General features: G+C 56.9%; 20 protein-coding genes and 5 tRNA genes. 2 read left to right on the top strand and 23 right to left on the bottom strand.

The features are described 5' to 3' along the window. Window positions 1-5 precede the first annotated feature (5 nt). The 22 genes from ETAA8_RS27075 to ETAA8_RS26970 form a co-directional block, all read right to left on the bottom strand. On the bottom strand, window positions 6-791 hold the full coding sequence (locus tag ETAA8_RS27075) for an SDR family oxidoreductase (RefSeq protein ID WP_145096104.1): 786 nt from the start codon (window positions 789-791) through the stop codon (window positions 6-8). 115 nt (window positions 792-906) lie between these two features. Next, window positions 907-1,710, bottom strand: coding sequence for a hypothetical protein (locus ETAA8_RS27070; protein WP_145096100.1), 804 nt, complete (start codon window positions 1,708-1,710; stop codon window positions 907-909). Between the two features lie 148 nt (window positions 1,711-1,858). Next, on the bottom strand, window positions 1,859-3,949 hold the full coding sequence (gene fusA, locus ETAA8_RS27065) for an elongation factor G (RefSeq protein WP_145096097.1): 2,091 nt from the start codon (window positions 3,947-3,949) through the stop codon (window positions 1,859-1,861). Window positions 3,950-4,112: 163 nt separating this feature from the next. Then, the gene (rpsG, locus tag ETAA8_RS27060) at window positions 4,113-4,583 is read right to left on the bottom strand and encodes a 30S ribosomal protein S7 (protein ID WP_145096094.1); all 471 of its coding nucleotides are present in this window, start codon (window positions 4,581-4,583) and stop codon (window positions 4,113-4,115) included. 134 nt (window positions 4,584-4,717) lie between these two features. Then, entirely contained in the window at window positions 4,718-5,086 is a 369-nt protein-coding gene (gene rpsL / locus ETAA8_RS27055) for a 30S ribosomal protein S12 (protein WP_145096091.1), read from the bottom strand. Between the two features lie 201 nt (window positions 5,087-5,287). Continuing rightward, window positions 5,288-9,631 (bottom strand): DNA-directed RNA polymerase subunit beta', encoded by a 4,344-nt coding sequence (gene rpoC, locus ETAA8_RS27050; RefSeq protein ID WP_145096088.1) that lies wholly within the window; start codon window positions 9,629-9,631, stop codon window positions 5,288-5,290. Window positions 9,632-9,767: 136 nt separating this feature from the next. After that, window positions 9,768-13,490, bottom strand: a complete 3,723-nt coding sequence (gene rpoB, locus ETAA8_RS27045; RefSeq protein ID WP_145096085.1) for a DNA-directed RNA polymerase subunit beta — start codon at window positions 13,488-13,490, stop codon at window positions 9,768-9,770. Window positions 13,491-13,900: 410 nt separating this feature from the next. Continuing rightward, window positions 13,901-14,287: a 50S ribosomal protein L7/L12 gene (gene rplL / locus ETAA8_RS27040; protein WP_145096082.1), complete on the bottom strand. Its 387-nt coding sequence runs from the start codon at window positions 14,285-14,287 to the stop codon at window positions 13,901-13,903. A 147-nt stretch (window positions 14,288-14,434) separates the two neighbouring features. Then, window positions 14,435-14,992, bottom strand: a complete 558-nt coding sequence (rplJ, locus tag ETAA8_RS27035; RefSeq protein WP_145096079.1) for a 50S ribosomal protein L10 — start codon at window positions 14,990-14,992, stop codon at window positions 14,435-14,437. Between the two features lie 64 nt (window positions 14,993-15,056). Further along, window positions 15,057-15,740, bottom strand: a complete 684-nt coding sequence (gene rplA / locus ETAA8_RS27030) for a 50S ribosomal protein L1 (protein ID WP_145096076.1) — start codon at window positions 15,738-15,740, stop codon at window positions 15,057-15,059. 100 nt (window positions 15,741-15,840) lie between these two features. Next, entirely contained in the window at window positions 15,841-16,272 is a 432-nt protein-coding gene (rplK, locus tag ETAA8_RS27025) for a 50S ribosomal protein L11 (protein ID WP_145096073.1), read from the bottom strand. A gap of 91 nt (window positions 16,273-16,363) precedes the next feature. After that, window positions 16,364-17,212, bottom strand: a complete 849-nt coding sequence (gene nusG, locus ETAA8_RS27020; protein WP_145101001.1) for a transcription termination/antitermination protein NusG — start codon at window positions 17,210-17,212, stop codon at window positions 16,364-16,366. Between the two features lie 53 nt (window positions 17,213-17,265). Beyond that, window positions 17,266-17,712: a preprotein translocase subunit SecE gene (gene secE / locus ETAA8_RS27015; RefSeq protein ID WP_145096070.1), complete on the bottom strand. Its 447-nt coding sequence runs from the start codon at window positions 17,710-17,712 to the stop codon at window positions 17,266-17,268. A 162-nt stretch (window positions 17,713-17,874) separates the two neighbouring features. Beyond that, window positions 17,875-17,947 (bottom strand) — tRNA-Trp (locus ETAA8_RS27010). Between the two features lie 144 nt (window positions 17,948-18,091). Next, window positions 18,092-19,288 carry an elongation factor Tu gene (gene tuf, locus ETAA8_RS27005; protein ID WP_145096067.1) on the bottom strand — a complete coding sequence of 399 codons (1,197 nt, stop codon included), beginning with the start codon at window positions 19,286-19,288 and terminating at the stop codon, window positions 18,092-18,094. 84 nt (window positions 19,289-19,372) lie between these two features. Beyond that, a tRNA-Thr gene (locus ETAA8_RS27000) sits at window positions 19,373-19,445 on the bottom strand. Window positions 19,446-19,524: 79 nt separating this feature from the next. Continuing rightward, a tRNA-Gly gene (locus ETAA8_RS26995) sits at window positions 19,525-19,595 on the bottom strand. A 128-nt stretch (window positions 19,596-19,723) separates the two neighbouring features. Then, a tRNA-Tyr gene (locus ETAA8_RS26990) sits at window positions 19,724-19,806 on the bottom strand. A 96-nt stretch (window positions 19,807-19,902) separates the two neighbouring features. Continuing rightward, a tRNA-Thr gene (locus ETAA8_RS26985) sits at window positions 19,903-19,975 on the bottom strand. A 264-nt stretch (window positions 19,976-20,239) separates the two neighbouring features. Next, window positions 20,240-21,472 carry an NAD(P)/FAD-dependent oxidoreductase gene (locus ETAA8_RS26980; RefSeq protein WP_145096064.1) on the bottom strand — a complete coding sequence of 411 codons (1,233 nt, stop codon included), beginning with the start codon at window positions 21,470-21,472 and terminating at the stop codon, window positions 20,240-20,242. Window positions 21,473-21,526: 54 nt separating this feature from the next. Beyond that, complete coding sequence (locus tag ETAA8_RS26975; RefSeq protein WP_145096061.1) at window positions 21,527-22,132, bottom strand: hypothetical protein; 606 nt, start codon at window positions 22,130-22,132, stop codon at window positions 21,527-21,529. 3 nt (window positions 22,133-22,135) lie between these two features. Next, window positions 22,136-22,555 carry a hypothetical protein gene (locus ETAA8_RS26970; RefSeq protein WP_145096058.1) on the bottom strand — a complete coding sequence of 140 codons (420 nt, stop codon included), beginning with the start codon at window positions 22,553-22,555 and terminating at the stop codon, window positions 22,136-22,138. Between the two features lie 170 nt (window positions 22,556-22,725). Between ETAA8_RS26970 and ETAA8_RS26965 the strand changes: the two genes are divergently transcribed. Both ETAA8_RS26965 and ETAA8_RS26960 read left to right on the top strand, forming a co-directional pair. Then, on the top strand, window positions 22,726-23,661 hold the full coding sequence (locus ETAA8_RS26965) for a YybH family protein (protein ID WP_145096055.1): 936 nt from the start codon (window positions 22,726-22,728) through the stop codon (window positions 23,659-23,661). Window positions 23,662-23,674: 13 nt separating this feature from the next. Then, window positions 23,675-25,111: a tetratricopeptide repeat protein gene (locus ETAA8_RS26960; protein WP_145096052.1), complete on the top strand. Its 1,437-nt coding sequence runs from the start codon at window positions 23,675-23,677 to the stop codon at window positions 25,109-25,111. Window positions 25,112-25,503: 392 nt separating this feature from the next. On the opposite strand, the gene ETAA8_RS26955 is transcribed toward ETAA8_RS26960, so the two are convergent. Further along, the gene (locus ETAA8_RS26955) at window positions 25,504-26,391 is read right to left on the bottom strand and encodes a hypothetical protein (protein WP_145096049.1); all 888 of its coding nucleotides are present in this window, start codon (window positions 26,389-26,391) and stop codon (window positions 25,504-25,506) included. Window positions 26,392-26,396: the final 5 nt, after the last annotated feature.

The raw sequence follows: 26,396 nt of genomic DNA, 5'->3' as shown, positions 1-26,396 counted from the left end.
GAGTCTTAGAATCGCATTGAAGTGAAACCACCATCGACGTACAAGTCTTCACCCGTGATAAACGAGCCACCAGCACGGGAGAGAAGCAGAATCGCAGCGGCGACCAGTTCCTTGGGTTCGCCAAAGCGGGCCATCGGCGTTTGCCGCATGATATTCTCGACACGCTGGGCATCGAGAATTTTCCGGTTCTGTTCGGCCGGGAAAAAGCCTGGGCAAATCGCGTTGACCCGGACTTTCTGCGTGGCGTATTCGCGCGCGACGTTCTTCGTCAGGTTGATGACCGCCGCCTTGGCTGCTGAATAAGCGAAGACGCGCGACAGCGGCAAGTGCGAGGTCACGCTGCCGATATTCAGAATGCTGCCGCCATCGGCCTGCTGGGCCATTTGAGGCGCGAAGATCTGACAACCCAGGTGTGTGGTAAAGAGTTGACTCGTAACCACCGAGTTCCACTGTTCGTCGGTTATCTCGGCATAGGGAACGGCCGAGTTGGTCCCCGCGCAATTGACCAGCATGTCGACCTTGCCAAAGCGGGCAAGGGTGCTGCGCAGGAGTTGCTGAACTGACTCGCGCTGCTCGGCATTCACTTCCAAATAGAGCCCGCGACCACCGGCCTGCTCAATCGCGGCAACGCGCTCTGCACCACGTTCGTGAGAGCGGCCGGCCACGATGACATTAGCCCCTGCCTGAGCTAGCCCTTCGGCCAGCGCGCCGCCAAGTACGCCCGTTCCGCCAATCACGACAGCTGTCTGTCCATTCAGTCCAAACAGCTGTTCTAGAAAACCACTCGCCATGAGAGCCCCAATCTACTGATCCGCCGCCCTGTTACCATCCGCATTGCTTGCTGCTGATGGTAACTTGTGGACCGCATTTTGGGGAGAACGGTGCAGACTGGTGTAGCGGGCTGCTCTATCGGGTGGTAGCAGACTTCGACGCTACGGTTCCGACTTTGGGCGATTGCTTATTACTGGCAATCTGGCCCAGAGTTCGCTTGGCCACCGCAATTTGAGCGGAAGTGAACTGATGCTCGGTGTAGCTGCCAACTCGGCGACTCACCAGACCGGCCAGTTCGTCCCAGCCGAGCTCGTTCGTCAGGTGCCAGGCAGCAGCCTGGGCCACGCGCTGGTCGATTTGCTCATCGCCGAGTGAGCGGAGCATGGTCGCCAACTCGGGTTTGTCGCAAACCTCTGCCAGCGGCTTCAGTTCGTACTTCATCCGAGCATCGGGCTCCGGCTTGCCATATTCGAGGCAAACGCAGTCAGCCTTAATCTTGATGGCTCGGCCGGCGGGGATGTTGAAGATCCCGTTTCCAAAGAGATTGTTGTTCCCGCCGTTGTTGTTATTCATGCCGGGCATGCCCAATTGCTGCGGCGACTGCTGGCGGTTGTTTGGCTGCTGATTGTTCGGTTGACCTGGAAAGAAGTTGAATGGCTGTTGCTGGGCCAGAATTGGAGCCGCTGCCATGGCGGCCGGCATTTGAATGGTCAGGGGCCGGTCGGTCTTGTTCTTGAACTGAATGGTCAGCCGCTTGGAGTCGCGCGGCACGACCTGGGCTTCCAGATCACCCGCGGCGATCGCGGCAAACAGGGGTTGCGGCAGTGTTTCGTCCGGGCTGTTACCCTGAGCGAAAGAACCAATCACGAAGGAAATGGAGAAAGTGGCGACGACCGCCAACAGGTGGCGCAATCGCCACGAGGCAGAGAAACGGGGCATGGATCGGACCTCAAACTTCTGTTCCGACCGCTGACAGCTCGCAGAAGAGAATCATGTTGTCAGCAGAGCCCCTGCATTACTCCTAACAATATCGACGAGTCCCCGGCCTAGCAAGTAGAAAATTTGGGCCAAAGTTCCAGTATGTCATCTACATCTCAAACGTCTTCACCACCTCGGGCGGTGCCGGAGCATACATCAGGGGCTCCATCGAACAACTTGCCCGACCTTGGCTCAGGCTCCGCATTGCACTGGAGTAACCGAATAGCTCCTTGAGCGGGGCATGGGCTTCGATCGTGGTGAGCGTGCCGCGGTTATCGGTGCGGGCGATGATCGCGCGCCGGCGTTGCAAGTCGCCGACGAAGTCGCCGTGATAGTCGTCGGGCGTCACAATGTCGAGCTTCATGATTGGCTCGAGCAAGACCTTGCCCCCTTGTTCCAATCCCTTCTCAAAGGCGTCCGAAGCAGCGATCTTCATGGCGCGAATATCGGTCTGTTCCGGGTTCCATTCACCCCCCAGCACACTGACGCGAATCTTGATCAGCGGGAAGCCTGCGATATGCCCGCCACCTTCGCCGGCCGCTTTGAGTTCTTCCACTGCAGCGGTCATGAGTTCGGGAGGCACGCCATCGACGGGGCTGAAGTTGAGGACCGTCACCGGCGAAGCAGCACCCTGCACGGGCTCCATTTTGATGCGGACCTTGGCGAACAACTGCTGCCCGGCGATCATGCGATGGCACTCACCAACGACTTCCACGGCGTGGTCGATTGTCTCGCGATAGCTGACCTGCGGCTTGTGGAACTTCACATTCAGGGCGAAGTCGCGCAGCAAGCGATTCTTCATCACTTCGAGGTGCAATTCGCCCATACCGCTGATGAGCGTTTGGCCCGTTTCGCCGCTGACTACATGCAGGGTTGGATCCTGCCGCTTGAGCATGTCGAGCGTGTCGTTGAGTTTCTTTCGCTCGGTGCTATTCTCTGGCTCGATAGCCATCGAAATGACCGTCTCGGGAAACTTGATCGTCTCCAGCAAAATGGGCTCGCGTGTGTCGCAAATGGTATCGCCCGTAATCGACTGGCGCATTCCAATCACGCCGACGATGTCCCCCGCTTCGATGCTATCGACCTGGCCGTCCTTATCTTTCTTTTGCGCATGAATCTGCCATAGCTGGGCAACATTCTCTTTCAGGTCTTTGCCTGGATTAAGCACGCGGCTATTCGACTTCAGCACGCCGGAATAGACTCGCACCCAGTGAATATCGCCCGTCTTGGCCGGCAGCACTTTGAACACCAGCCCGCACATCGGCTCGTCATTGCTTGCCTTGCGAGTAATGGTCTTCTTGTTCTTTTCGCCAACACTCTCGCCCTCGACTGGAGGCAAATCGACCGGGCTCGGCAGATAGTACTGCACCGCATCGAGCACCGGCTGCACGCCGATGCCGTGCAAGGCGGAACCGCAAAGCACCGGCTGAACTTGCATGGCCAGAGTCGCTTCGCGCAAGGCCTTGCGGATCAAGTCGGAAGGAATCGGCTTTTCTTCGAGTGCAAGCTCCATCAATTCGTTGCTGTAGGAATACAATTTTTCGAGCATCTGCTCGCGCCAGGCTTGCGCTTCGAGCTGCATGTCTTCGGGAATCTCGCCGATGTTCACGTCGCGACTGTCGCGATCGGTGGGGAAAGTGAGGAACTTCAGATCGATCAAGTCAATCACACCGCGAAACGGATTGCTCGTATGCGGTGGGCCTTGCCCCACGGGAATTTCGATCACCAGCGGATTGCCATGCAGGCGATCGCTGATTTGCCCGACCACGGCTTCGAAGTTGGCTCCTTCGCGATCCAGCTTGTTGACGAAGGCGACGCGCGGCACTTTGTAGCGATCGGCCTGGCGCCAGACCGTTTCGCTCTGGGCTTCGACACCTTCGCGGGCACTAAAGACGACAACGGCACCGTCCAACACACGCAGGCAGCGTTCGACTTCGGCAGTGAAATCGACGTGCCCGGGAGTATCGAGCAGATTGATGATCACATCCTTCCAATTGAACGTGACGCACGCCGCATAGATGGTGATGCCGCGCTGTTGCTCTTCAGGATCGGAGTCGGTCTCGGTGGTTCCCTTGTCGACTTCGCCCACCCGATGCTTGGCACCGCTTAAGAAGAGCATGCGTTCCGTGACCGTCGTCTTGCCCGCATCGATGTGGGCAATAATGCCGATGTTCCGGATTTTTTCGATCTGGCGAGACATGGATATCAGTTCTGCGTTCTAAGGTTTTAGAGTTCTGAGACAAGCATTGTTCGAGTACTCTGGTCGCAAAGCTCTGAACTCAAAACTCAGAACTTGAATTCGGTCGGCGCACGAAAAAGCCGCGATGTTTGCAGGCACCGCGGCTTTGATTTTATCAGCAAAACTACCAGGCGAAGTGAGCGAACGCCTTGTTCGCATCGGCCATGCGGTGGACGTTTTCGCGCTTGGTGAAGGCAACGCCTTCTTTGTTGTAGGCGGCGATCAGTTCGTCGGCCAATTTCAGATACATCGGACGCCCCTTCTTCTCGCGGCAAGCGGCGAGCAGCCAGCGAATGGCCAGCGACTGCTGACGATTGCGGTTCACCTGCATTGGCACTTGATAGGCGGCACCACCCACGCGGCGCGAGCGAACTTCGATGTAGGGCTTCACGTTTTCGAGCGCGGTGTGGAACACCTCGATCGGTTCGCGATCCGGAATTTTCTCTTTGATGTAGTCCAGGGCTGCATAGAAGAGAACTTGCGCGACGCTCTTCTTGCCGCTGTACATCAGGCAGTTAATGAACTTGCCGGCGAGGATCGAACGATAACGCGGGTCGGGTTTAAGCGACGTTGCACTGGCAGTAATCTTGCCCATACGAAATCCGGAAATTGCAAATGCGGTGATGTTCTAGCCAAGACGGCGGATCGCTCGATCCGCCGCGGCCGCTGTCGGTTGTTGACGAGCAGCGGCAAATGATTCTCAGGCGAGAGCGGGTGCTCTCGGTGGGCTTAGCTGCCCTTAGCCCCGTACTTGCTACGGGCTTGCTTGCGACCATTGACGCCGAGTGTATCGCGGACGCCGCGGACGACGTGATAGCGCACACCTGGTAGATCGCGGATACGACCACCACGGACGAGCACGATCGAGTGTTCTTGCAGGTTGTGACCTTCACCTGGGATGTAAACGGTCACTTCGCGGCCCGTCGACAGACGAACGCGGGTGATCTTCCGCAGAGCCGAGTTAGGCTTCTTCGGAGTCATCGTGCGGACGATCAAGCAAACGCCTTGCTTGAAGGGGTTCTTTTCCAGCACGGGCGACTTGCTGAAGACACGCTTTTGGCGACGCGGTTTGCGTACCAGTTGATTGATCGTGGGCATAACGCGTTACAAGGTCCGTAATTCTATATCGATAGTTCGCGACTGTTATCGCCGAATTGGGAATCCAATAGCCTACCAATGCTGGCGGGTCTGTCAAGGCAAGCTCTAAGGCTGGCCCTGAAATTGTCATCGTTTTGGCAAACCGGGCCGCCGTGGAGACGGCCCCAATTCGCCCATCCAGATTACCTAGTCTTCGTTTGTCTAATCCTTGCCGCCACCCAACAGGGTTTCGAGGGCATTGCTGCCACTCTTGCTGCCAGCAGTTGTGGCAGCCGCATTGCCGTTGGTGTCGCCTTGCTGGAGTAGCGGGAAAGCAGACTCCAAGGTCTTGTCCTTCTCCAGCGACATCGCCTGCAAAGCTTCGGGGCGATAGCGAACTTCCGAATCCTGAAAGGCACGGAAGCCGGTACCGGCGGGGATCAAGTGACCCAGAATCACGTTTTCCTTCAAACCAACCAGGTGATCGACCTTGCCGGCCAAAGCCGCTTCGGTGAGAACCTTGGTCGTTTCTTGGAAGCTGGCCGCCGAGATAAAGCTGCTGCTTTGCACGGCCGCCTTCGTGATGCCGAGCAACTGCGTGCTCGCCGTCGCCGACTTGGGCTTCACGCCGCGGGCAGTCTTTCCGCCCAGGGCATCAATGCCGCTGTTGGTTTGCTCGATCGCTTCCTTCGGCACGATGGCGCCTTCGGCGAAATCGGCATCTCCCTTGTCGGAGATTTTCAAGCACTTCGACAGGTTCGTATTCACCGAACGGAAGTCGAAGCGATCCATCACCAGACCCGGCAGCAGGTTGGTATCGCCCGAAGTTTCGATGCGCACCTTCCGCAGCATGCGAGCGACGATGATCTCGATGTGCTTATCGTTGATTTCCACGCGTTGGCTGCGATACACACCTTGAATTTCGTGCAGCAGGTATTGCTGCAGGGCTTCTTCGCCCGAAATCCGCAGGATGTCGTGCGGCACGAGCGGGCCATCGACCAGAGCCTGGCCAGCCTTGACGTGATCGCCAGCGTGCACGAGGAACCGCTTGCCGTGCGGCACCAGGTGCTCGCGTTCGATGCCGCTTTCGCTGCGAACAATGATCGTTCGCTTACCACGCCGCTTCTCTTGCAGAATTTCGACAATACCGTCGACCTCAGCCATCACAGCTGGATCCTTCGGCTTGCGAGCTTCGAAGATTTCGGTAACCCGCGGCAGACCACCCGTGATGTCCGCAATGCCGGTTGCTTCACGCGGCGTCTTACCGAGCACCGAACCAGCTTTCACGATCTTGCCTTCTTCGACCACAATGTGGGCTCGTTCCGGCAAGTAGTAAACTTCGACCGGCTTCCCTTCGGAGTCTTCGATCACGATCTGAGGATGTAGTTCACCCTTGTGATCCATGATCATGCGCCGCATGTTACCGCTGTTGTCCTTCTCGACGCGGAGAGTTTCCCCTTCGACCACGTCTTCGTAGCGGACCTTACCCGCAACTTCGGCGAGAATCGGGATGCTGTGCGGATCCCATTCGAGCAGTACCTGGCCAGCCTTGACGGTTTCGTTCTCTTGAATCTTGAGGATGGCACCGTTCGGCACGTCATACTTTTCGAGTTCGCGACCCTTGGCATCGAGCAGGGTGATTTCGCCGTTTCGCGTCAGCACCACGTCCTGGCCATCTTCGTTCTTGGCCGAACGAATGCGGGTCAGTTTGACGATACCGTCGCGCTTGGACTTGGTTTCGTGCTCTTCGACCTGACCGGTGTGCGTACCACCGATGTGGAACGTACGCATGGTCAGCTGAGTACCGGGTTCGCCGATGCTCTGAGCGGCGATGATGCCGACGGCCATGCCTTCTTCGACCATCGAACCGGTTGCCAAATCCATGCCGTAGCACAGGCGGCACACACCGAGCGGCGCTTCGCAGGTCATCGAGCTGCGGACTTGGATCTTCTCGAGACCCATGTCTTCGATGCGTTTGGCAATCTCGGGAGTAATCAGCTCGTTTTCCTTCACGATACTTTCGTCCGTGATCGGATTCACGATACTTTGGCGGCTGACGCGGCCGTGGATGGCCGCGGACAGCTTGACTTCCACCTTTTCACCGCGATAAATCGTTCCCTTGGTGATACCTTGGGTCGTACCGCAATCGAAGGTCGTTACAACCACGTTCTGAGCTACGTCGGCCAGCTTACGGGTGAGGTAACCCGAGTCAGCCGTCTTCAAAGCCGTATCGGCCAGACCCTTACGGGCACCGTGCGTCGAGCTGAAGTATTCGAGCACCGTCAAACCTTCGCGGAAGTTCGACTTGATCGGCGTTTCGATGATTTCGCCGGTCGGCTTGGCCATCAGACCACGCATACCAGCGAGCTGGCGAATCTGTTCGATACCACCTCGGGCACCCGAGTCCGCCATCAAGTACACCGGGTTCACGTAACCGTGACCACCGCGGTCGTCGGTACGCATCGCTTCACGCATTTCACTGGTGATCGCTTCGCGGGCGTGCGTCCAGGTATCGAGCACCTGGTTGTATCGTTCTTTCTCGGTGATGACGCCACGTTCGTACAGCTTCTTGAACCGCATCACCTTCTTCTCGGCGTCCGAGATGTGGGTCACCTTCGAGTCGGGCGTCACGAGATCGTCCGTCGCGAACGACAGACCGCTCCGCATCGCTTCGCGGAAGCCGAGTTGCATCATGTCGTCGAGCAGCTGAATCGTCGGTTTGCGGCCGAGCGCCTGGTAGCAGTCGCTGATGCAGCTGGCCAGATCGCTACCCTTCATGGCCTTGTTATAAAAGTCCATCCCCTTTGGCAGGATGTTGTTAAACACCATGCGGCCGTAGGTGGTTTGAATAATCGCGCCACCCTTAAGCTTCTCTTCGCCTTCGGTCTTCAGCTTCTGCCATGGTGGCAGGCGGACTTTGACGCGGGCGTGCAAGTGAATCTTGCCCATCGAGAAGGCCATTTCGGCTTCGGCGACGGAAGAAAAGATCATTCCTTCGCCCAGCAAGCCTGGCAGTTCTACCGTGACGTAGTAGCAACCCATAACCATGTCCTGCGACGGGCTCATGATCGGGCGGCCGTTCGAAGGAGCAAAAATGTTATGCGGCGAAAGGAGCAGCGTATGCGCCTCGACCTGAGCTTCGATCGACAGCGGCAAGTGAACGGCCATTTGATCGCCGTCGAAGTCCGCATTGAAGCCTTTGCACACCAGCGGATGCAGGTGGATGGCGTTCCCTTCGACCAGCACTGGTTCGAAGGCCATGATACCCATACGGTGCAACGTCGGAGCACGATTCAGCATCACAGGGTGATTCTGAATGGCCGATTCGAGGATATCCCAAACTTCTTCGTCCTTCCGTTCGAGCATCTTCTTCGCGCTCTTGATGGTATCGGCGTGACCGAGTTCCTTGAGCTTGCGAATGATGAACGGCTGGTAGAGTTCGAGCGCGATCTTCTTCGGCAGACCACATTGGTGCAGCCGCAAACGAGGACCGACCACGATCACCGAACGGGCCGAGTAATCGACGCGCTTACCAAGCAGGTTTTCGCGGAAACGACCCTGCTTACCCTTGATCATGTCCGTGAGGGACTTGAGCGGGCGATTGCTCGAACCGAGCACGGGGCGCTTGCAGCGGTTGTTGTCGAACAGGGCATCGACCGATTGTTGCAACATCCGCTTTTCGTTGCGAATGATGACTTCCGGCGCGTTCAGGTCGACCAGCTTGCGCAGACGATTATTGCGGTTGATAATGCGGCGATAGAGATCGTTGAGATCGCTCGTCGCAAAGTTGCCGCTATCGAGGAGCACCAGCGGGCGCAGATCCGGAGGAATAACCGGGACAACATCGAGAACCATCCACTCGGGACGGTTATCGCTGTCGCGAATCGATTCGACGATCTTCAGCCGGTTGATCAGATCCTTCTTCTTCTGCTTCGAGTTGGTCTCGAACAGATTCTTACGAAGTTCTTCTGATAGCTTTACCAGATCAAGTCCGCCGAGCAGTTTGCGGACGGCTTCGGCACCCATGTCGGCTTCGAACGAGCCTTCGCCATATTGAGCGCGCGCGTCGCGGTATTCTTCTTCTGTCAGTAGTTGTTCCCGTTCGAGGTCAGTCGTACCGGGATTCACCACGACGTAATCTTGGAAGTAGATCACCTTTTCGAGACTGCTGGTCTTCATATCCAGCAGGTTGCCCAGCCGGCTCGGCATTGCCTTAAAGAACCAGATGTGCACGACTGGCGCGGCCAGTTCGATGTGACCCATCCGCTTACGGCGGACGCGGCTGTGGGTGACTTTCACACCGCAGCGGTCGCAGATCATGCCCTTGTACTTCATGCCGCGGTACTTACCGCAAGCGCATTCCCAGTCCTTTTCAGGGCCAAAGATGCGCTCGCAGAACAGGCCGTCTTTTTCTGGCCGGTACGTGCGGTAGTTAATCGTTTCGGGCTTCTTTACTTCGCCAAAGGACCAGCTGCGGATATCGTGCGGCCGAGCCAGGCTAATCTTTACCGAAGCGTAGTCATTAATGCGGTCGTAGTTGGTATCGCCAATGGACGAGGACGACATAGGGTCTGACTCCTAAAGGGATCACCGTGCGATCTCACGGTGGAATCTGTGCGATTTCGAATTTGTGCAACGTGAACGGGACTGGAAACTTCCTACCGAAAAACTGCGGTGCGCTGACACCTGGATTTGTGCAGCGCTAGACGCGTCGTTTCTCCAATTGGATGTTAAGGGCCAGCCCGCGGATTTCGTTGCACAACACCTCGAAGCTGGCGGGCGTTCCGGCTTCCAGAGTGTTTTCGCCTTTGACCATCGACTCGTAAATCTTGGTACGACCTTCGACGTCGTCGCTCTTAACCGTGAGCAACTCCTGCAGGATGTAGGCTGCGCCGTAGGCTTCCAGCGCCCACACTTCCATTTCGCCGAAGCGTTGGCCGCCAAACCGGGCTTTACCACCCAGCGGCTGCTGTGTGATGAGCGAGTATGGACCTGTGCTGCGGGCATGCACCTTGTCGTCGACCAGGTGGTGCAACTTCAGCATGTAGATGTAACCAACCGTCGTTTCCTGCTGTAGCAGGTCGCCGGTACGTCCATCTTGCAGACGTTGCTTGCCGTGCGAAGGCAATTTGGCATTCGCGAGGCACTTGTTGATGTCGGCTTCGGTCGCACCATCGAACACGGGCGTCACGGCTTGGAAACCCAACGCAGCGGCAGCCCAACCCAGGTGGGTCTCGAGAATTTGACCGACGTTCATACGCGAAGGCACGCCCAGCGGATTGAGCATGATCTGCAAGCTGGTGCCGTCTGGCAGGAATGGCATGTCTTCCACCGGGAGGATCTTGGCGATCACACCCTTGTTACCGTGGCGACCGGCCATCTTGTCACCGACCGAAATCACCCGCTTGGTCGCGATGTAAATCTTGACCATTTGCAGTACACCACTGCGGAGTTCATCGCCCCGCTTCATGCTGTTCAGCTTGCGGTCGCGATTGTCGATCGCGAGTTCCACATTAGGCCAGTGAATCTTCACGGCCTTTTCGGAATCGGCGATCTTGTCTTCGCTACGCAACTTGCTGGTGTGGGTCGACAACCGGAAGTTTGCGGCCTTTTCGGCAATGAACTTCGGATCTTGATCTTTGGCCAGCGGAGTACCGTCTTCGTCGGTCAGCGTCTTGCCCATGATTCCTTCCAGCTCTTCCACCATGGTGGTGAAAGCCTGGGCAACCCACTTGTTCCCTTCGGTTTCGGCGTCCTTGAGTTCCTTTTCGAACTTCTTACGTTCGTCTTCGGACAAGCTCATGCGGCGCGAGAACTTCTGGGTATCGATCACGATCCCTTCGATGCCCGAAGGAACTTCGAGCGAATCGTTCTTCACGTCTTCGCCAGCGCGACCGAAGATCGCGTGCAGCAGTTTTTCTTCTGGCGTCAGTTCGGTCTTGCTCTTGGGCGAAACCTTGCCAACGAGAATATCGCCGGGCTTCACATAGGTACCGACCCGAACGATACCGCTTTCGTCGAGATTGCGAAGAGCCTTCTCGCTGACGTTGGGAATATCGCGAGTGAACTCTTCGCGGCCCAACTTGGTTTCGCGAATTTCGACGTCGAACTCTTCAATGTGAATTGAAGTGTAGGTGTCGTTCTGCACCAGTTCTTGGCTGATGATGATCGCATCTTCGTAGTTGTAACCGTCGAACGACATGAAGCCGACGAGCACGTTACGACCTAGGGCTAGTTCGCCCTTGTACGTTGCCGGTCCATCCGCCAGAACCTGATTCTTCTCCACCTTCTCGCCCACGTTTATGATGGGCTTCTGGTTGAGGCAGGTTCGTTCGTTCAAACCTTGGAACTTACGCATGTGGTAGACGTCGCTGCCGATTTCGATCCGCGTGGCATCGCAGTACGAAACCTTGCCGGCCCGTTTGGCCCGCACGACCATGCTGCTATTGCGAGCAACGTCGACTTCCATCCCCGTGCCGACGATGGGGGGCTCGGTGACGAGCAACGGCACAGCTTGCCGTTGCATGTTGGAACCCATGAGTGCGCGGTTCGCATCGTCGTGTTCGAGGAACGGAATCAACCCGGCGGATACACCGACCATCTGGCTCGGAGCCACGTCGATGTAAGAGACCTGTTCCGGGGTCACGATTTCGAAGTCGCTGCGGTGGCGAGCGATCAGCGATGGCCCGGGGACGATCTTGTTGTCTTCGACCTTCGTATCGCACGGTGCCACATAGGCATCGGCCTCTTCGTCGGCCCGTAGCCAGACAATTTCGTCGGTCAATTTGCCCTTGGCAACCTTGCGATAGGGCGAAACCAAAAAGCCATACTCATCCACACTGGCGTAAATCGCCAGGCTGGAAATCAGACCGATGTTCGTACCTTCCGGCGTTTCAATCGGGCAGATGCGGCCGTAGTGCGAAATGTGAACGTCGCGAACTTCAAAGCCCGCACGCTTACGATTCAAACCGCCTGGTCCGAGTGCCGACAGACGACGCTCGTGCGTCAACTGCGAGAGCGGATTGGTCTGATCGACCACCTGCGACAACTCACCGCGGCCGAAGAAGTATTCGATCGCAGCTGAAATGCTCTTGGGGTTTACCAGGCTGCGGGGAGTCATGTCCTCCAGGTCCTTGAGGCTCATGCGCTCTTGGACGGTACGGCGGAGCTTGAGAAAGCCCTTGCGGAGTTCGTCGGCAGCCAACTCGTCAATCGTGCGGAGGCGGCGATTGCCGAGGTGATCAATATCGTCGATTTGAGCGCGATCGTTCTTCTCGAGCAAGTCGATCAGGTACTTCACGGCGGCGATTAGATCTTCCGGCCGCAGCGTCATTTCCTTCTCGGCGACGTCCTGACGCAACTTGCGGTTGAGGCGGAAACGCCCGACGCGACCCAGCCGATAGCGGTTCACATCGAAAAACTTCTCATTGAACAGCGTGCGAGCTTTTTCCAACTGGGGCGGATTGCCGGGGCGAAGACGTTGGTAGATGCGAAGCAGAGCCTCTTCGTGGCTCGAAGTGGCGTCTTCAGCCAGGCTGTTGAGGACGACCGGCACCTTGGGAACCGGCATCACTTCGACCTTCGAAACGCCTGCGGTGCAGATGATTTCCGCCGCAGTCTTCGAAATTTTGTGACCAGCTTCGACGATGATTTCGCCAGCCCGTTCCGAACTAACAGGATAGCAAACGTCGTCGACCGAGATCTTCCCTTCGATCTTTACGACACTGCGACCATCGGTGATCTTCTCCGAGGTTGTCTCGTAAAAAGCACGAATCAGATCGGTGTCGGTGCTGTACTTGGCGCTCATCGCGCGGAGCAGCGTTACGGCCGAGAACTTGCCGCTTTGATCGATGCGCACATTGAGCGCATCTTTCTTGGTCACATTGACTTCGATCCAGCTGCCGCGTTCGGGGATGATGCGGCAACTTGGCAACTTGCGATCGCTGGTTCCCTCGAGTTCTTCGACGAAGTCGACACCCGGACTGCGGTGCAACTGGCTGACGACCACGCGCTCGGCACCGTTGATGATGAATTCACCACCACCGAGCATAACGGGGATATCGCCGAGATAAACTTCTTCCTCGATCGGCTGCTCTTTGTTGAGGCGGAGCCAAACGCGAAAGGGCTTGCCGTAGGTCAAACGTAGCTGGCGGCATTCTTCGGGCGTGTAGCGAGGTTTGCCGAGTTCGTACCGCAGATACTCAAGCTTGATCGTCTTGTCGTAGCTTTCGACGGGAAAAATCTCGCGCAAGACCGATTCGAGCCCGTGATCTTTCCGCTTTTCAGTTGGAATATCTTCTTGCAGGAACGCAGCGTAGCTTTCGGTTTGAATCTGGGTCAGATTCGGAATCGGGTGCTGCTCGCGACCCGAACCAAACTGACGGACTTCGCGGGGAATCAAGCGGCGCTGGGTAGGAATAGCCATAAGCCGGAAACACTCCAAACAGGAGAAAGAGTTGCTGCCAACCGCCGAGCGTCATCCGTGAGCTATCAGCGAAACCGGTCGGACGATGCGAACAGCTAACAGCCGCTCAGCACCGCCATAACAAGTGGTGACGAAATACGTGAAGGGCCGCCGTTAACACCGACTGCGCGCGAGACGACCCCGCACCATTCCAGTAGCGAAAAACCGCTGGACGGGTCCGGGGTGTCGATCAATTCTGCCTGCCTGTGCCGCGAGAGCAACAAACCACCTGCGGCGCCAAGAGTTAGGAAACAACATCCGCCATTCTTCATAGCGTACGCGCAAAACCATCACGGGACCAGTAGGGAACCCCGTTAAACCCAAGAACAGCTAGCTGAACCGACTCCAGCCAGCCGATCTACCACCCAAAACTACTTCAATTCGACAGTAGCACCGGCAGCTTCGAGATCAGCCTTGACCTTGGCAGCGTCTTCCTTCGAGGCCTTTTCCTTGATCTTCGCTGGAGGAGCGTCGACCAACTTCTTGGCGTCCATCAGCGAGGCGCCAGTGATGGCCTTCACGGCCTTCACGACTTCCAGCTTCTTGTCGCCAGCAGCGGTGAGGATGACGTCGAACTCGGTCTGCTCGGCAGCCTTGGCCGGGCCAGCATCAGCAGCTGGTGCAGCCATCATCATGCCGCCGCCTGCAGCAGGTTCGATACCGTACTTATCCTTCACGTAATCGCTCAGCTCTTTGGCCTGCTTGAGCGTCAGGTTGGCGATTTGATCACCCAAGGACGAAATGTCTACGTCAGCCATGATACACAACCCTTTCTGAACCCGCGGCCGGTTGGTGCCCAATACCTTGATTGGACGGCACCGACCGCAACTACCGCTGAAAATCACCAATTAGTAAACGCCCAGCCACACGCGGCGGGCCACCCAAGATATACAAATAGGAGCGAACTAGCTGGCAGCCGGTTCGGCACCCTCTTTTTCTGAAACCTGCTCTTTTTCCGAAATCTTCTTGACCTGGCTGAGCAGAGCACCGCCGGGCTGATTGATTTGCGAGAGGAGCTTGGCTCCGGGCGACAAAATCTGCCCGAGCAGCAAACTGATTTGCCCCACGCGATTGGGCCACTTGGCCACTTCCTTCATCTTTTCGGCCGAGAGCTTCTCGCCATCCATCACGCCGCCGCGAGGCAGGCATTTTTCAAACTCTGGCTTCTTGTGGATTGCAGCCATCTCTTTGGCCAGCGAGACGAAGTCTTCGCCGCCATAGACCACTGCCAAGCTTCCCTCGCCACCTTCGAATGCCGGCGCCAGCGAAGTCCCTTCAGTGGCGCGACGAGCCAAGCTCGCCTTGACCACCATCAACGACAGGCCCTTCTTCTTCAGCTCGCGCCGCAGGTTATAGGTGTTCGAAGAATCCAAGCCAATCACGTTGACGAGCACGGCGTCGTTCACGCCCTGCAGCCGCTGCTTGATTTCTTCAGTGATCAGACGCTTTAGTGTCTTGCTCATGCCGCACTTCTATTCTCAATGAAATCCAATTGCCGACCAACAAAACGCCAGCAAACAGCAATCACTACACTGCAATGCGAACCGCCGGGCTCATCGTGGCACAAAGGGCCACGCTCTTTACGTAAGTGCCCTTCACCGTGTTTGGCTTCAGGCCCAACACGTACTGCACGAAGGCCTCGATGTTCTCTTTCAGCTTGGGTGCTTCGAAGCTCGCCTTGCCAACAATTGCGTGCACAATGCCGCCGTTGTCGTTGCGAAATTCGACCTTACCAGCTTTGTATTCCTTGACCACGCGCGATACATCGGGCGTCACGGTGCCGGCGCGAGGCGACGGCATCAAGCCACGCGGGCCGAGCACGCGACCGAGCGGACCAACGAGACCCATCATGTCGGGAGCGGCGATGCAGACATCGAAATCGGTCCAGCCGTCCTTGATCTTCTGAGCCAATTCTTCCTGGCCCACAAAGTCGGCACCAGCAGCAGTTGCTGCCGCAGCCAGTTCGCCCTTGGCGAACACAGCAACGCGCTGAGCCTTGCCAATGCCGTGAGGCAGCACCACGCTACCACGCACGATTTGGTCGGCCTGCTTGGGATCAACACCCAAACGCATGTGGATTTCGATCGCTTGATCGAACTTGGTATTGCCAAACTGCTTCAGGCGCTCGACAGCCTTGTCCAAGGAAATAACGTCCTTAGTGGGCGGCGCGACCTTGAGGAGGGCACGAAAACGCTTCGATTGCTTGGGCATGGAAAACAGAGAGCCCCAGGCTCTCCTCGCGGGAATAGTGCGGGATGCGGAGAATCGAGTATCCTAGCGAGATGCCTGCTAGGTGACAAGGGGGTTCGAATTAACCTTCGACAACAATCCCCATGCTGCGAGCCGTCCCTTCGATCATTCTGCCAGCACGCTCGGGATCCATCGAGTTCAGGACGTCCTCTTTCTTTTTCACGATTTCCAAGATTTGGGCCTTGGTCACCTTGCCGACCTTGTCTTTGTTCGGCACGCCTGCACCCTTGGCACAGCCAGCAGCCATTTTGAGCAACGCTGACGCGGGGGGGCTCTTGGTGATGAATTCGAACGAACGATCGTTATAAACGGTCACGACCACGGGAATTGGAATCCCCATGAATTCGCGAGTTCGCTCATTGAACTGCGAGACGAATTGGCCGAGGTTGATACCGAACTTACCGAGCGAAGTACCAACTGGCGGGGCCGGGGTAGCCTGACCACCCGTCACTTGAAACTTTGCCTGACCCGTAACCTGCTTAACCTTAGCCATGCTACTACTGCCTTCACAAAACGAATGGAAACTTGATTTAATGCGGAATCGCGCGGCCTGCGGCGATTACCGGCGACTGGCTTGTCTTTGTCTAAATGAGTTCGATCTGCCAGTGCTGGAACTCGATCTCGGTCGAGCGACCAAAAATGAGCACCAGAACCTTGACCCGTCCGTTGGCCTGATCGACGGCGGCAACCTCGCCCTCGAAGTTTTGGAAGTTCCCTTCCTTGACCCGAACACGATCGGCCTTCTTGAAAGGAATGGTCGACTTGACGGGAGTCGCTTCGTCGGTGAGCACCTTGCTCTTCCGCAGAATGGTCTCAACGTCGTGCGGCAACATCGGCGTGGGCTTGCCGCCGGAGCCGGTGAAGTCGCCAATGCCGGCCGTTTCACGAATCGCGAACCACGACTCATCGTTGACGGCCATGTTAATCAGCAAGTAGCCCGGATAGAGCTTCTTTTTGACAACCTTGCGCTTGCCGGTCTTGGTGAACTCGGCCACATCTTCGGTGGGAACGACCACGTCTTTGAAGTACCGCTCCACCCCATTCATCTTGATGCGGCGAAGGAGGGCGTCCTTGATCGAGTCTTCGCGATTGACCTGGATTTTGAGGATGTACCAATCGAACGTCAGCGAGTCGTCGAGCCGCGATTCATCGATGAACTCAAGCGGCTCGCGGTCCGGAACGTCTGCTTCCGGCTCATCAGCTTCGACTTCTGGTTCGTCAATCTCGGTGGCATCCAATTGCGCTTCTTCGGTAGCGCGATGCGGAGGATCGCCAGCCTGGCTGGAGGCGGCGAGCGAACCGGGCGAGAGCGTGACATCATCGGGCTGAGGCTGTGCGGGCGTGGCAGCAGTTGGCTCGACGGGCGGCACCACATCGCTGGAAGTCGCAGGACCAGCATCAGGCTCGGAATTTTCGGGACTATCGGGATGCATTTTCGGGGCCTTCACCGGTACTCGAGAACCAACGTCGATGCGGGACAACAAACCTAACCCTTGGCAACGCCAAGGGCCGTCAAGATGCCCAGCCAGGCAGCATCGAGGGCAAACAGGACAGCCGTCAGGCCGATAATCAAGACAATCACCACCGTGGTGCTGCGCGACAACTCGCGCCAGGTCGGCCACGAGACCTTGTTCATTTCCGCTTCGACGGCGATCAAAAAATCGGCGAATGGCGGATAGTTTACCAGTCGATAGCCAATCCAGAGGCCAGCTAGCAGCACTGCCGAAGCAATGCCGTAGCGAACAGCATTCTGCTGCCCCTGCAGGCCAGCTTCAGCCAATCGCCAGGCACCAAAAGCGACAACTACCCAGATCACCACGCACGTAATTTGGCGCGCGAGGCGACCCTGGCTACGCTTGTACAGCCCAGTGCTCAGGAATTCGCTGAGAATCAAATTCAGTCCCATACTCGACGCCGCTTTATCTTTTGACATGGTCCCTTGCCCGGCGGTGCTGCTCTTTCAGCAGGGCACCGAAGTGCATCGCTGAGCGAGCATGGAGCCGGCGATCCTCGCCGTCCCCCAATTGAACAAGTTATTAAGGCAACATCTTTTACTGAGGCAACATTGCCTTGCGGCAATCCAACCTTCTGCCAGCACGGGCGGAGGGAATCGAACCCGCAACCCCCGGTTTTGGAGACCGGTGCTCTACCAATTGAGCTACACCCGTAAGCAAACGCCCGGACCGCAAAGGGCCCGGGCAATGGGTGCCGCTGGATCTACTAGAAACCGGCGGCTCACCTGTATTAATCTACAAATCTGCCAGCACTGGCGACACCCCAAACGAGGGCCGCCAGCTGAGATTTATCTTGGACTACTCAACAACCTTGGTCACAACGCCCGAACCGACGGTCTTGCCACCTTCGCGGATAGCAAAACGCACGCCGTCATCCATGGCGATGGGCTTGTGCAGTGTGACCACAACCTTGACGTTGTCGCCAGGCATGCACATGTCGGCACCGACGAGGTCGGCAGTACCGGTCACGTCGGTGGTGCGGAAGTAAAACTGCGGGCGATAACCGCTGAAGAACGGAGTGTGGCGACCACCTTCTTCCTTCGACAAGCAGTACACTTCTGCTTCGAACTTGGTGTGCGGGGTGATCGAGTTGGCTTTGGCGAGAACCTGGCCACGCTCGATGTCTTCGCGACGAACGCCACGGAGCAAGCAACCGACGTTGTCTCCTGCACGACCTTCGCCGAGTTCCTTGCGGAACATTTCGACGCCAGTGACGGTGGTCTTGGTCGGCTCTTTGCTGAGACCGATGATCATGACTTCGTCGCCAACCTTCACTACGCCGCGCTCAATACGACCGGTGGCGACAGTACCGCGACCTTCGATCGAGAAGACGTCTTCGATAGCCATAAGGAATGGCTTGTCTTCTTCGCGCTTTGGTTGGGGAATGTAGCTATCGACTGCGTCGAGCAGGTCTTCGATGCACTTACGAGCAGCAGGATCCGAAGGATTCTGGTAAGCGGGCAGGGCGCAACCGCGGACGATTGGAATGTCGTCGCCGGGGAAGCCGTTCTTGGTGAGCAGTTCGCGAATTTCCATTTCAACGAGCTCGAGCAGGTCGGGATCGTCGACGAGGTCGATCTTGTTGAGGAACACAACGAGTGCAGGGACGTCTACCTGACGAGCCAACAGCACGTGTTCGCGAGTCTGCGGCATCGGGCCGTCAGCAGCCGACACGACCAGGATCGCACCGTCCATCTGGGCGGCACCGGTGATCATGTTCTTAATAAAGTCGGCGTGTCCGGGGCAGTCGATGTGAGCGTAGTGACGCTTTTCGGTCTCGTATTCGACGTGCGACACGGCGATCGTCACCGTCTTCGTGGCATCGCGAACGGTACCGCCCTTGGCGATATCCGCATACGACTTGATTGTAGCAAGGCCCTTTGCAGCCTGAACCGACACCAAGGCTGCCGTTGTCGTGGTCTTGCCATGGTCGATGTGGCCGATCGTGCCGACGTTGCAGTGCGGCTTAGTCCGCTGAAAAGTTTCCTTGGCCATTGCTTTCTTACCTACGTTACCTTGTGAATCGATGCCTGAAACATTGCTTCCATCAGGATATGGACTAAACGGCCATATCACTAGAGCTGCTGTCGGGACTTGAACCCGAGACCTCTTCCTTACCAAGGAAGTGCTCTACCAACTGAGCTACAGCAGCCAACTTCAAACCGACCAAACACCTTCAGCAGCCTTGCTCCGCCGACCAGCCAATGTCATTTGGCCAGGCATAGCAGCAAAGCGGGTGAAGGGAATCGAACCCTCGTCATCAGCTTGGAAGGCTGTTGCTCTACCATTGAGCTACACCCGCGATTCAACCCAGCACCTGCAAAACCAAGCTCGCCGGACACGAACTGCGACGACTAGCACCAATCTACCAATTTTCCATCACTTGCGGGCCCACAGACGGCGACTTGCATCGCGACCAAGGCCAGCCAGTGGTGAGTGGAGGATTCGAACCTCCGAAGACCGAAGTCAACAGATTTACAGTCTGTCCCCTTTGACCGCTCGGGAAACTCACCAGACTTGAACCAACTTCAACAGACCTGCAAACCAAACTTTCCGGCCACAAACCTTGAATACACTGCGAAAAGTGCCAAATCGGACTAGATCGGCAGAGCCAGCGGAGGGACTTGAACCCACAACCTACGGTTTACAAAACCGTTGCTCTGCCAATTGAGCTACGCTGGCCACTTATCTCGGTAGCGATTTTCCGGTGTCGAAAACCAGTTAATATAGTGACGCTTCCCGAGTACGCAAGACGACTTAGGGCAGTTTCCACACCCCGCCTGCCGAAATCGATCCGCAAAATCGGATCTCTGGGCATTGCCTATCTGCCTCTTAAGCAGGACCGCGGACCAAATTCGCAGGTTCGCGCCCCTCTCAAGCATGTAATTCAATCCTTCCGCAAAGGATGGAAAGCCGGGCAAAATGCATGGGGTTCCAGAACATTTCTCAGTGTTGGTACTGCGGCGGTCGCTGAACAACCGGAGCAGCCGCGGCCAGGATTTCATCGCGATTGCGATTGAGGGGCGGGTAGATTCGCTGACAATTGATGATCTGTTTCGTCTGTTTGGCGTCTGCCCCCTGAGCAACCATATGGCGGTCCCAGCCTTCGGTATAAACGGCTCCCCAAGAACCGAGGTCGAGCACCGTGACATACCAGTCGATATGCAGGGGCAACATCGGCTGGGCGAACAGGTCGCTGACGACGTTGTGCCCAGCAAATCGCCCCATCGGCCGCCCATGCTGGCACGACATAACGGACGCATGTTGCTCGTCCATCATTGCCGTGGCCGAATCCCCAGCAGCAAATACGTGCGGCACGTTTTTGACGCGCAGGAACTCGTCGACGGCCAATTGCCCAAAGCGATTCAACTCCACGCCGAACTGCTGCGTCAGCGGATTGGCCCGCATGCCAGCACACCAGACTACCGTCGCTGCGGGAACTGCTTCGCCACTGCCGAGGGTGACGCCGTTTGGCCCAACTCCTGCTATCTGCACACCCAGCATTGTTTCGATCCCCAGGCTCGCTAGCGCCTCCTCGATGATCGGAAGCGCAGAGTTCCCCATATCGGAACCGACATGCGGATTGTGATCGGCCAAAATGACACGACAGTGCTGATCGGTTCCCGTCGCAGCCATGATTTTGCGCAGTCGAGCGGGAAGTTCCGCAACCGTTTCAATACCGGTCAAACCTGCCCCAACCACGACTACGGTATATCGCCCTGGCGATTCGGGCAGCTGCGAAAGTGCTTGCATGTGCTGTTGAAGTTTTGCCGCGCCGTCGTAGGTGTCGACATCGAAGGAGTACTCAGCCAGGCCAGGAATGGCCGGCCTGACGAGTTGACTACCGAGGGCAAACACCAACCGGTCATAGGGGAGCCAGTGCGAACCGCTGGCTCCTTTCACCAAGACTGTTTGTGCGGCGACATTGATTCGACCAGCATCGCCTTCGATGCGTTGCACACCTATTGGCTCAAGCACATCATCCAAGGGTATGCGAATTCCGCCTAAGTCGGCTTCGTAGTTACGCACGCGAATGCTGTGGTACGGATCTCGGTTCACCAGCGTGACGTTTACTGCCTCCGGGCCAAGTCCCAATTCCGCGAGCTTTCGCGCTGCACCGACGGCACCCCAGAGCCCAGCAAAACCACCGCCTAAGACTAATATTTTCTTGGGGCTCATATGCAGGACGAACTCCGCCGGTTTCGTTCTTTACTCAGGTTTACCGCCCTGCGGCTAGTCCGGTTTCGCTGTCAGGCTAGGCACCAGGGTCGGGTCGTACTTAGAGCCTGCGGCGACTTGAATCATCGTGATCCGCACCTTCGTTGGGAAGAATTTTTCGTGATCCATTCGCTTGTGCGCATGGCCACCGCCACCGCTGTTGTCTTTGATGACCAGATCCATCTGTTTGATCCCTTCGGACCAGACAATCGAATCGTTTTGCCAAAAAGTCTTCATGGAAACATCCTGCTCGTAGACTCCCTTTTCTTTATAGACCTTGGTGCCGGTGCAGCCATAGCCGTTCTTTTGTCCCTTGTTGGGGATGTAGCACAACGACCAGGTTGTGGGCTCATCGCCGGCGGGCTTCTCGATCACTTCCAAGCGGATATGTACGGTGCCGTTGCGATAATCGACCGGCGCGGTCCAATCCTTGGGCCGCTTCGGATTGAGCATGTCTCCTTTCACGTAAAAGTGCGACTTGCTCGGCTTCGAATTATCGGCGTCTTCCTTGGTGAAGGTGAACGTCTGGTCGAAGAGGACAAATTGCTCGGCGTTGGCCGAGGGGGCAACCAGAAAAAGAGTGGCAACTGCTAACGCCGACTTACTGACGATTGACGACATAGATTACCCCATTCCGTAGATGTCAAACTCGCCGAATTCGCGTTTGACGGAGCCAATGTCCCGATCTTCATCCGAGACGACATTGTCCGTAACCATGAGGATGCCAGCTGCCTCAAACTCGTCAATATACCAAGGGCTGGCACCGTTAAGTTGATAACCCCAAGGCGCTATGAATCGTTGGATGAGATACTCCAGCCATTCCTTGCCGAAGTAGAACTTCTCATTCTTGTCCCACTCCAACTGGCGACCATCTGCGCTGGGTATCCACTGACAGTAATAGGTGGGTGGCATCCCCTCGCCGCCAGGATTGCCGTCGTCGTACTCGTGCTCGGTTTCATGGAACTCCCGCAGTGAGGCGGCATGTTGCGGATCGAGCGGTCGGTCGAAATGAAAGGGACGGAGGTAGACTGTCGAAAATCCCATTTGTGGTTTCTCTGTTGAGATTGAGAGAACAAGCTGCGGTTGAGCAACAGTTGGGCGCCGTGAATCATTAGACAAAAAAGTGTCGCACGCAGCAGCAGCTAATAGCAAATCAACACTGCGGCGTGCTATCCTGACCGACCCTTGCCACTCTTCTCGCGGAGGCTCACGCTATGTCTCGCTTTGGGTTCGGGTTCTTGCTCGCGGCGTTGTTTCTATCGAGCTCAGCTGTTCAGTCAACTGCAGTCTGGGGACAAGAGACCGCTCCTCCGGTTGTGCCGGCGCCCGCCGCTGCCAACGTGGCTGAACTGCAGGCTACGATCGACAAGTACGTCGCGGCCTATAGTGCCGGTACCATCGACGCGGTGATGAGCCACTGGGCTGATGACGCCGACTTCGTCGATATTCGCGGGCGATTTCACGAAGGGAAGGACTTGATTTCCGCTTTGTTTCGTCGGGGCTTCGCCAACAATCCCGGCCGCAAGTTGGAACTGAAGTCCGCGGCTCGCAAATTCTTAACGCCGGATGTGGCGATGGATGACGGCATCCTGGAGTTGATCGACGCCAGCGGCGACAAGGATAGCGGCCGCTACACCGTGGTTTGGACCAAGGTGAATGGCAAATGGCTGATTCGCAGCGCTCGCGATATACCGCTCGAAGCTGAAGAAGCGGCCGCTGCGGAACAATCGCCGCCGCTGGAGGAATTGGGCTGGCTGGTCGGCAAATGGGAAGCGAAATCCGAAAAGCACCAGATCACGCTCGATTGCGATTGGCAACTCGACAAGAGCTTTCTTGTGCAGACCTTTCACGTGAAGTCGGCCGAAGATGACTTTCGCGTGGTGACTTACATTGCTTTCGATCCGGCCGAGGGACGGTTTCGGTCGTGGTTTTTCGATAGCCGCAGCGGCTTTGGAGGCGGCAGTTGGACGAAGCGTGGCAATGTCTATCGCGTGGCCATCGTGTCGGTCTTGCCCGATGGACAAATCGGCTCCTCGCTGATGACTTGGGAGTCGATCGACGCCGACACGCTCGCCTGGCAGGCGCTCGAACGCGAAGTTGGCGGCGAACCACTACCAGATGCCACCCAGAAATATGTACGCACTAAATAGAAAGGAGACAGCGATGAAACTGACTATCTCCTGGGCTTGCTTCGTGCTGCTCATGCCACTGATTGCCCTGGCGGTTCCGCCGCGCGAGGGCCCGAAAAAGCCGCAGCAGCCTAGCGGCAGGCCGTCTCGGCCGACGCCGAATGTCGGCAGTCCTTCACTCAGTTCTGCGGGGCGGCCCACTGCCCGACCGCAGTCCGGCGGCAACAGTTTTGGCCGGCCAGGTGGCAGCAGCGAAATTAGCCGTAAGCCGACCGTTTCGATGCTTCCGGGGCGCCCGCCAAGCAGCAGCGGCAATCGCCTCCCTGGCAGCTTTCGTCCACCGAGTAACGATCGACCTGGGAACTCAGGCAATGAGCGACCAGTCACCCCGCGCCCGGAATTTAATCGTCCGGGGGGAAGTCGTCCGGGCAGCAATGGTTCTGGCTTCAACCGGCCGATCGATCATCGTCCCGACGTGGTGGTGAATCGTCCCGATATTAACTTCAATCGGCCCACAATCAATCGTCCGAACAATAGCACCAACATCAACGTTAATCGGCCAGTCATCAATCGGCCGGTGAACAACAACACGACCATCGTCAATCGACCGGTGACCAACGTCACCAACAACACCGTCAACAAGACGGTGATCAACAAGAATACGACCGTCATCAACAAAAACTATGGCAATCAAAACACGTTCAACCGGCCGGGGAACTACGCGGGCAACAGCTATCGCCCACCGCGAGCTTATTACCCCGAGTTGCACCATCACTGGCAACCGACCACCTGGTCGGGCGCTTACCGGCCCGCGTACTACAACTACAGTTATTCCAGCGGTGGAATAACGCTCAGCGCCACGAACTTCGCCTTCAGCAATCCCTATTACGTGCGACCTGCGGTGCCGACCACCGTGCTCTATGACTACTCGCAGCCGATTCGCGTGCCGGAGCCGAATTACGAGGAGTCGTCGGACGAGCTCGTCCGCTCGGAGCGGGCGATTCGCCGGTTTGACGATGCTCGCGAGGTGTTCCGCCGGGGCGAGTATGGTCGGGCGAACGAACTGATCGACGAAGCCATACAGCTGCTGCCGAACGACCCCAACTTGCACGAGTTCCGCTCGCTAGTGCTGTTTGCACGCAGGCGTTATTCGGAATCGGCAGCAGCGCTCTATTCGGTGTTGGCCGTCAGCCCGGGCTGGGATGCCGGAACCCTTGCCAGGCTCTACGACGATCCGCAGGTCTATTTGCAGCAAGCGGCCGATTTGGAGGAGTTCGCGAAAGCCAATCGCGAAGCGATGGATGCGCGGTTCTTGCTCGTCTATCACGATCTGGTCCGCGGCGATCAAGAGCGGGCCGAAAAGTTGCTCGCCAGTTGTGTTGCCGCTCAGCCGGACGACCGCGTGATGCAGAACCTGCTGACTGCGCTGCAGGGGAGAATCGGCGCGGCAGTCCCGGCCGATCCCGGTTAAATCCTTGCTACGAACTTTTTGGCAGCGGGCGGAGTGGTTTCACTCGGACCGGGTCAGGAAAAGCAGTGCAAATCTGCAGCGAATGTTATTGACAAATAGTCACTACTTAGCGATAAATAAGAGCGTATGTTTTGGCAATCTGGTGGACGAATAGTGCACTGCCCCGCGGGACGTTCTGCGTGCAGGCTGTGTAGCGTTTGTGGGTTTTTCTGGCAACAAACGAATCGCGGCAGAGGTGTGCCGGGAGGGTTTTTCAACAGATAGGATGTTTTCGAGTTCGAAAAGTTGGATGCAAAGCGTTGCCGCGAAATGGGTTAACTGTGATGTCCGCAAAAGGGGGGTGTTGATCAATCACCCAGCGAGATCAATTGCCGGACGTTTAGGTTCGATGCTTAGATCTCTGCCGCAGCCCGCGAAATGAGACTGCGGGCAATCGATTGCGTGCCGGTGTGTTCGTAGTAATTCACGCTCATATCGAGGAACGCGCCCAGATAGTCCAAATGGCTCTCGACGCCGGGCAACGTGCCGCGCAAGCTGGCCACGACCTTGTCGACTCCCAGGTTATGCGACGAGACGAACGACTTCGACCAATCCTTGACCGAGGATAGTCCCTTTTGCATGAAGGTGATTTGCTCGGCTGTATTCTTGCCGGGGATGTACTCCTTGATTTGATTGTAGCGGCTGTTGCTTTCCAGTCCAGACGCCCCGGTCTTGTCGATCAATGCCAAGGCCTTGTCGAGAAAGTCGGGACCGAGCGGAATCAGGCCGTCGACGCAAATCATTGCTGCCATTCGCATCAAGGCTTCGTGCTTGTAGTCGGCCAGCGATTCGACGAAGTCGCCAACGCTATCGCCAGGAATGCCATTCACCTGGCAGAAGCAGGCGATTTCCGTAACGACCTTCAATCCCAGGTCGACTGCCTGGGTAGTGTCCGATTTGGGTGTGAGCTTATCGAGGAACGAGAGGAAACTGAAACTCTCGCCCAATTTGGAAAGGAGGGCACCGAAACCGGCCACCCCCTGCACATAGTCGACGGTTTGATAGAGCCACAAGGCTCGCTGATAACCTTGCGATTTGTCGTTGTAGAGCGCGATCGCCCGCTCGCCGATCTTCTGAATGAGCTTTTGGTCGGTTTCGCCGGTCACAGCCTTGATCGTATTCTCGAAGCCGACGATGTTCTGCCATTGTCCAGGCACAACCCAATCGAGAGCATGCAGCATGCGGACGGTCATGTTGATTTTGGGCAGGTCGTCGACGATCTGATAGATGGATTTGCTCATGGCGT

This window comes from Anatilimnocola aggregata (assembly GCF_007747655.1).
GTDB classification, from domain to species: domain Bacteria; phylum Planctomycetota; class Planctomycetia; order Pirellulales; family Pirellulaceae; genus Anatilimnocola; species Anatilimnocola aggregata.
The sequence above is the reverse complement of the archived record's forward strand: the minus strand, read 5'-3'. Positions and strand labels throughout refer to the sequence as shown.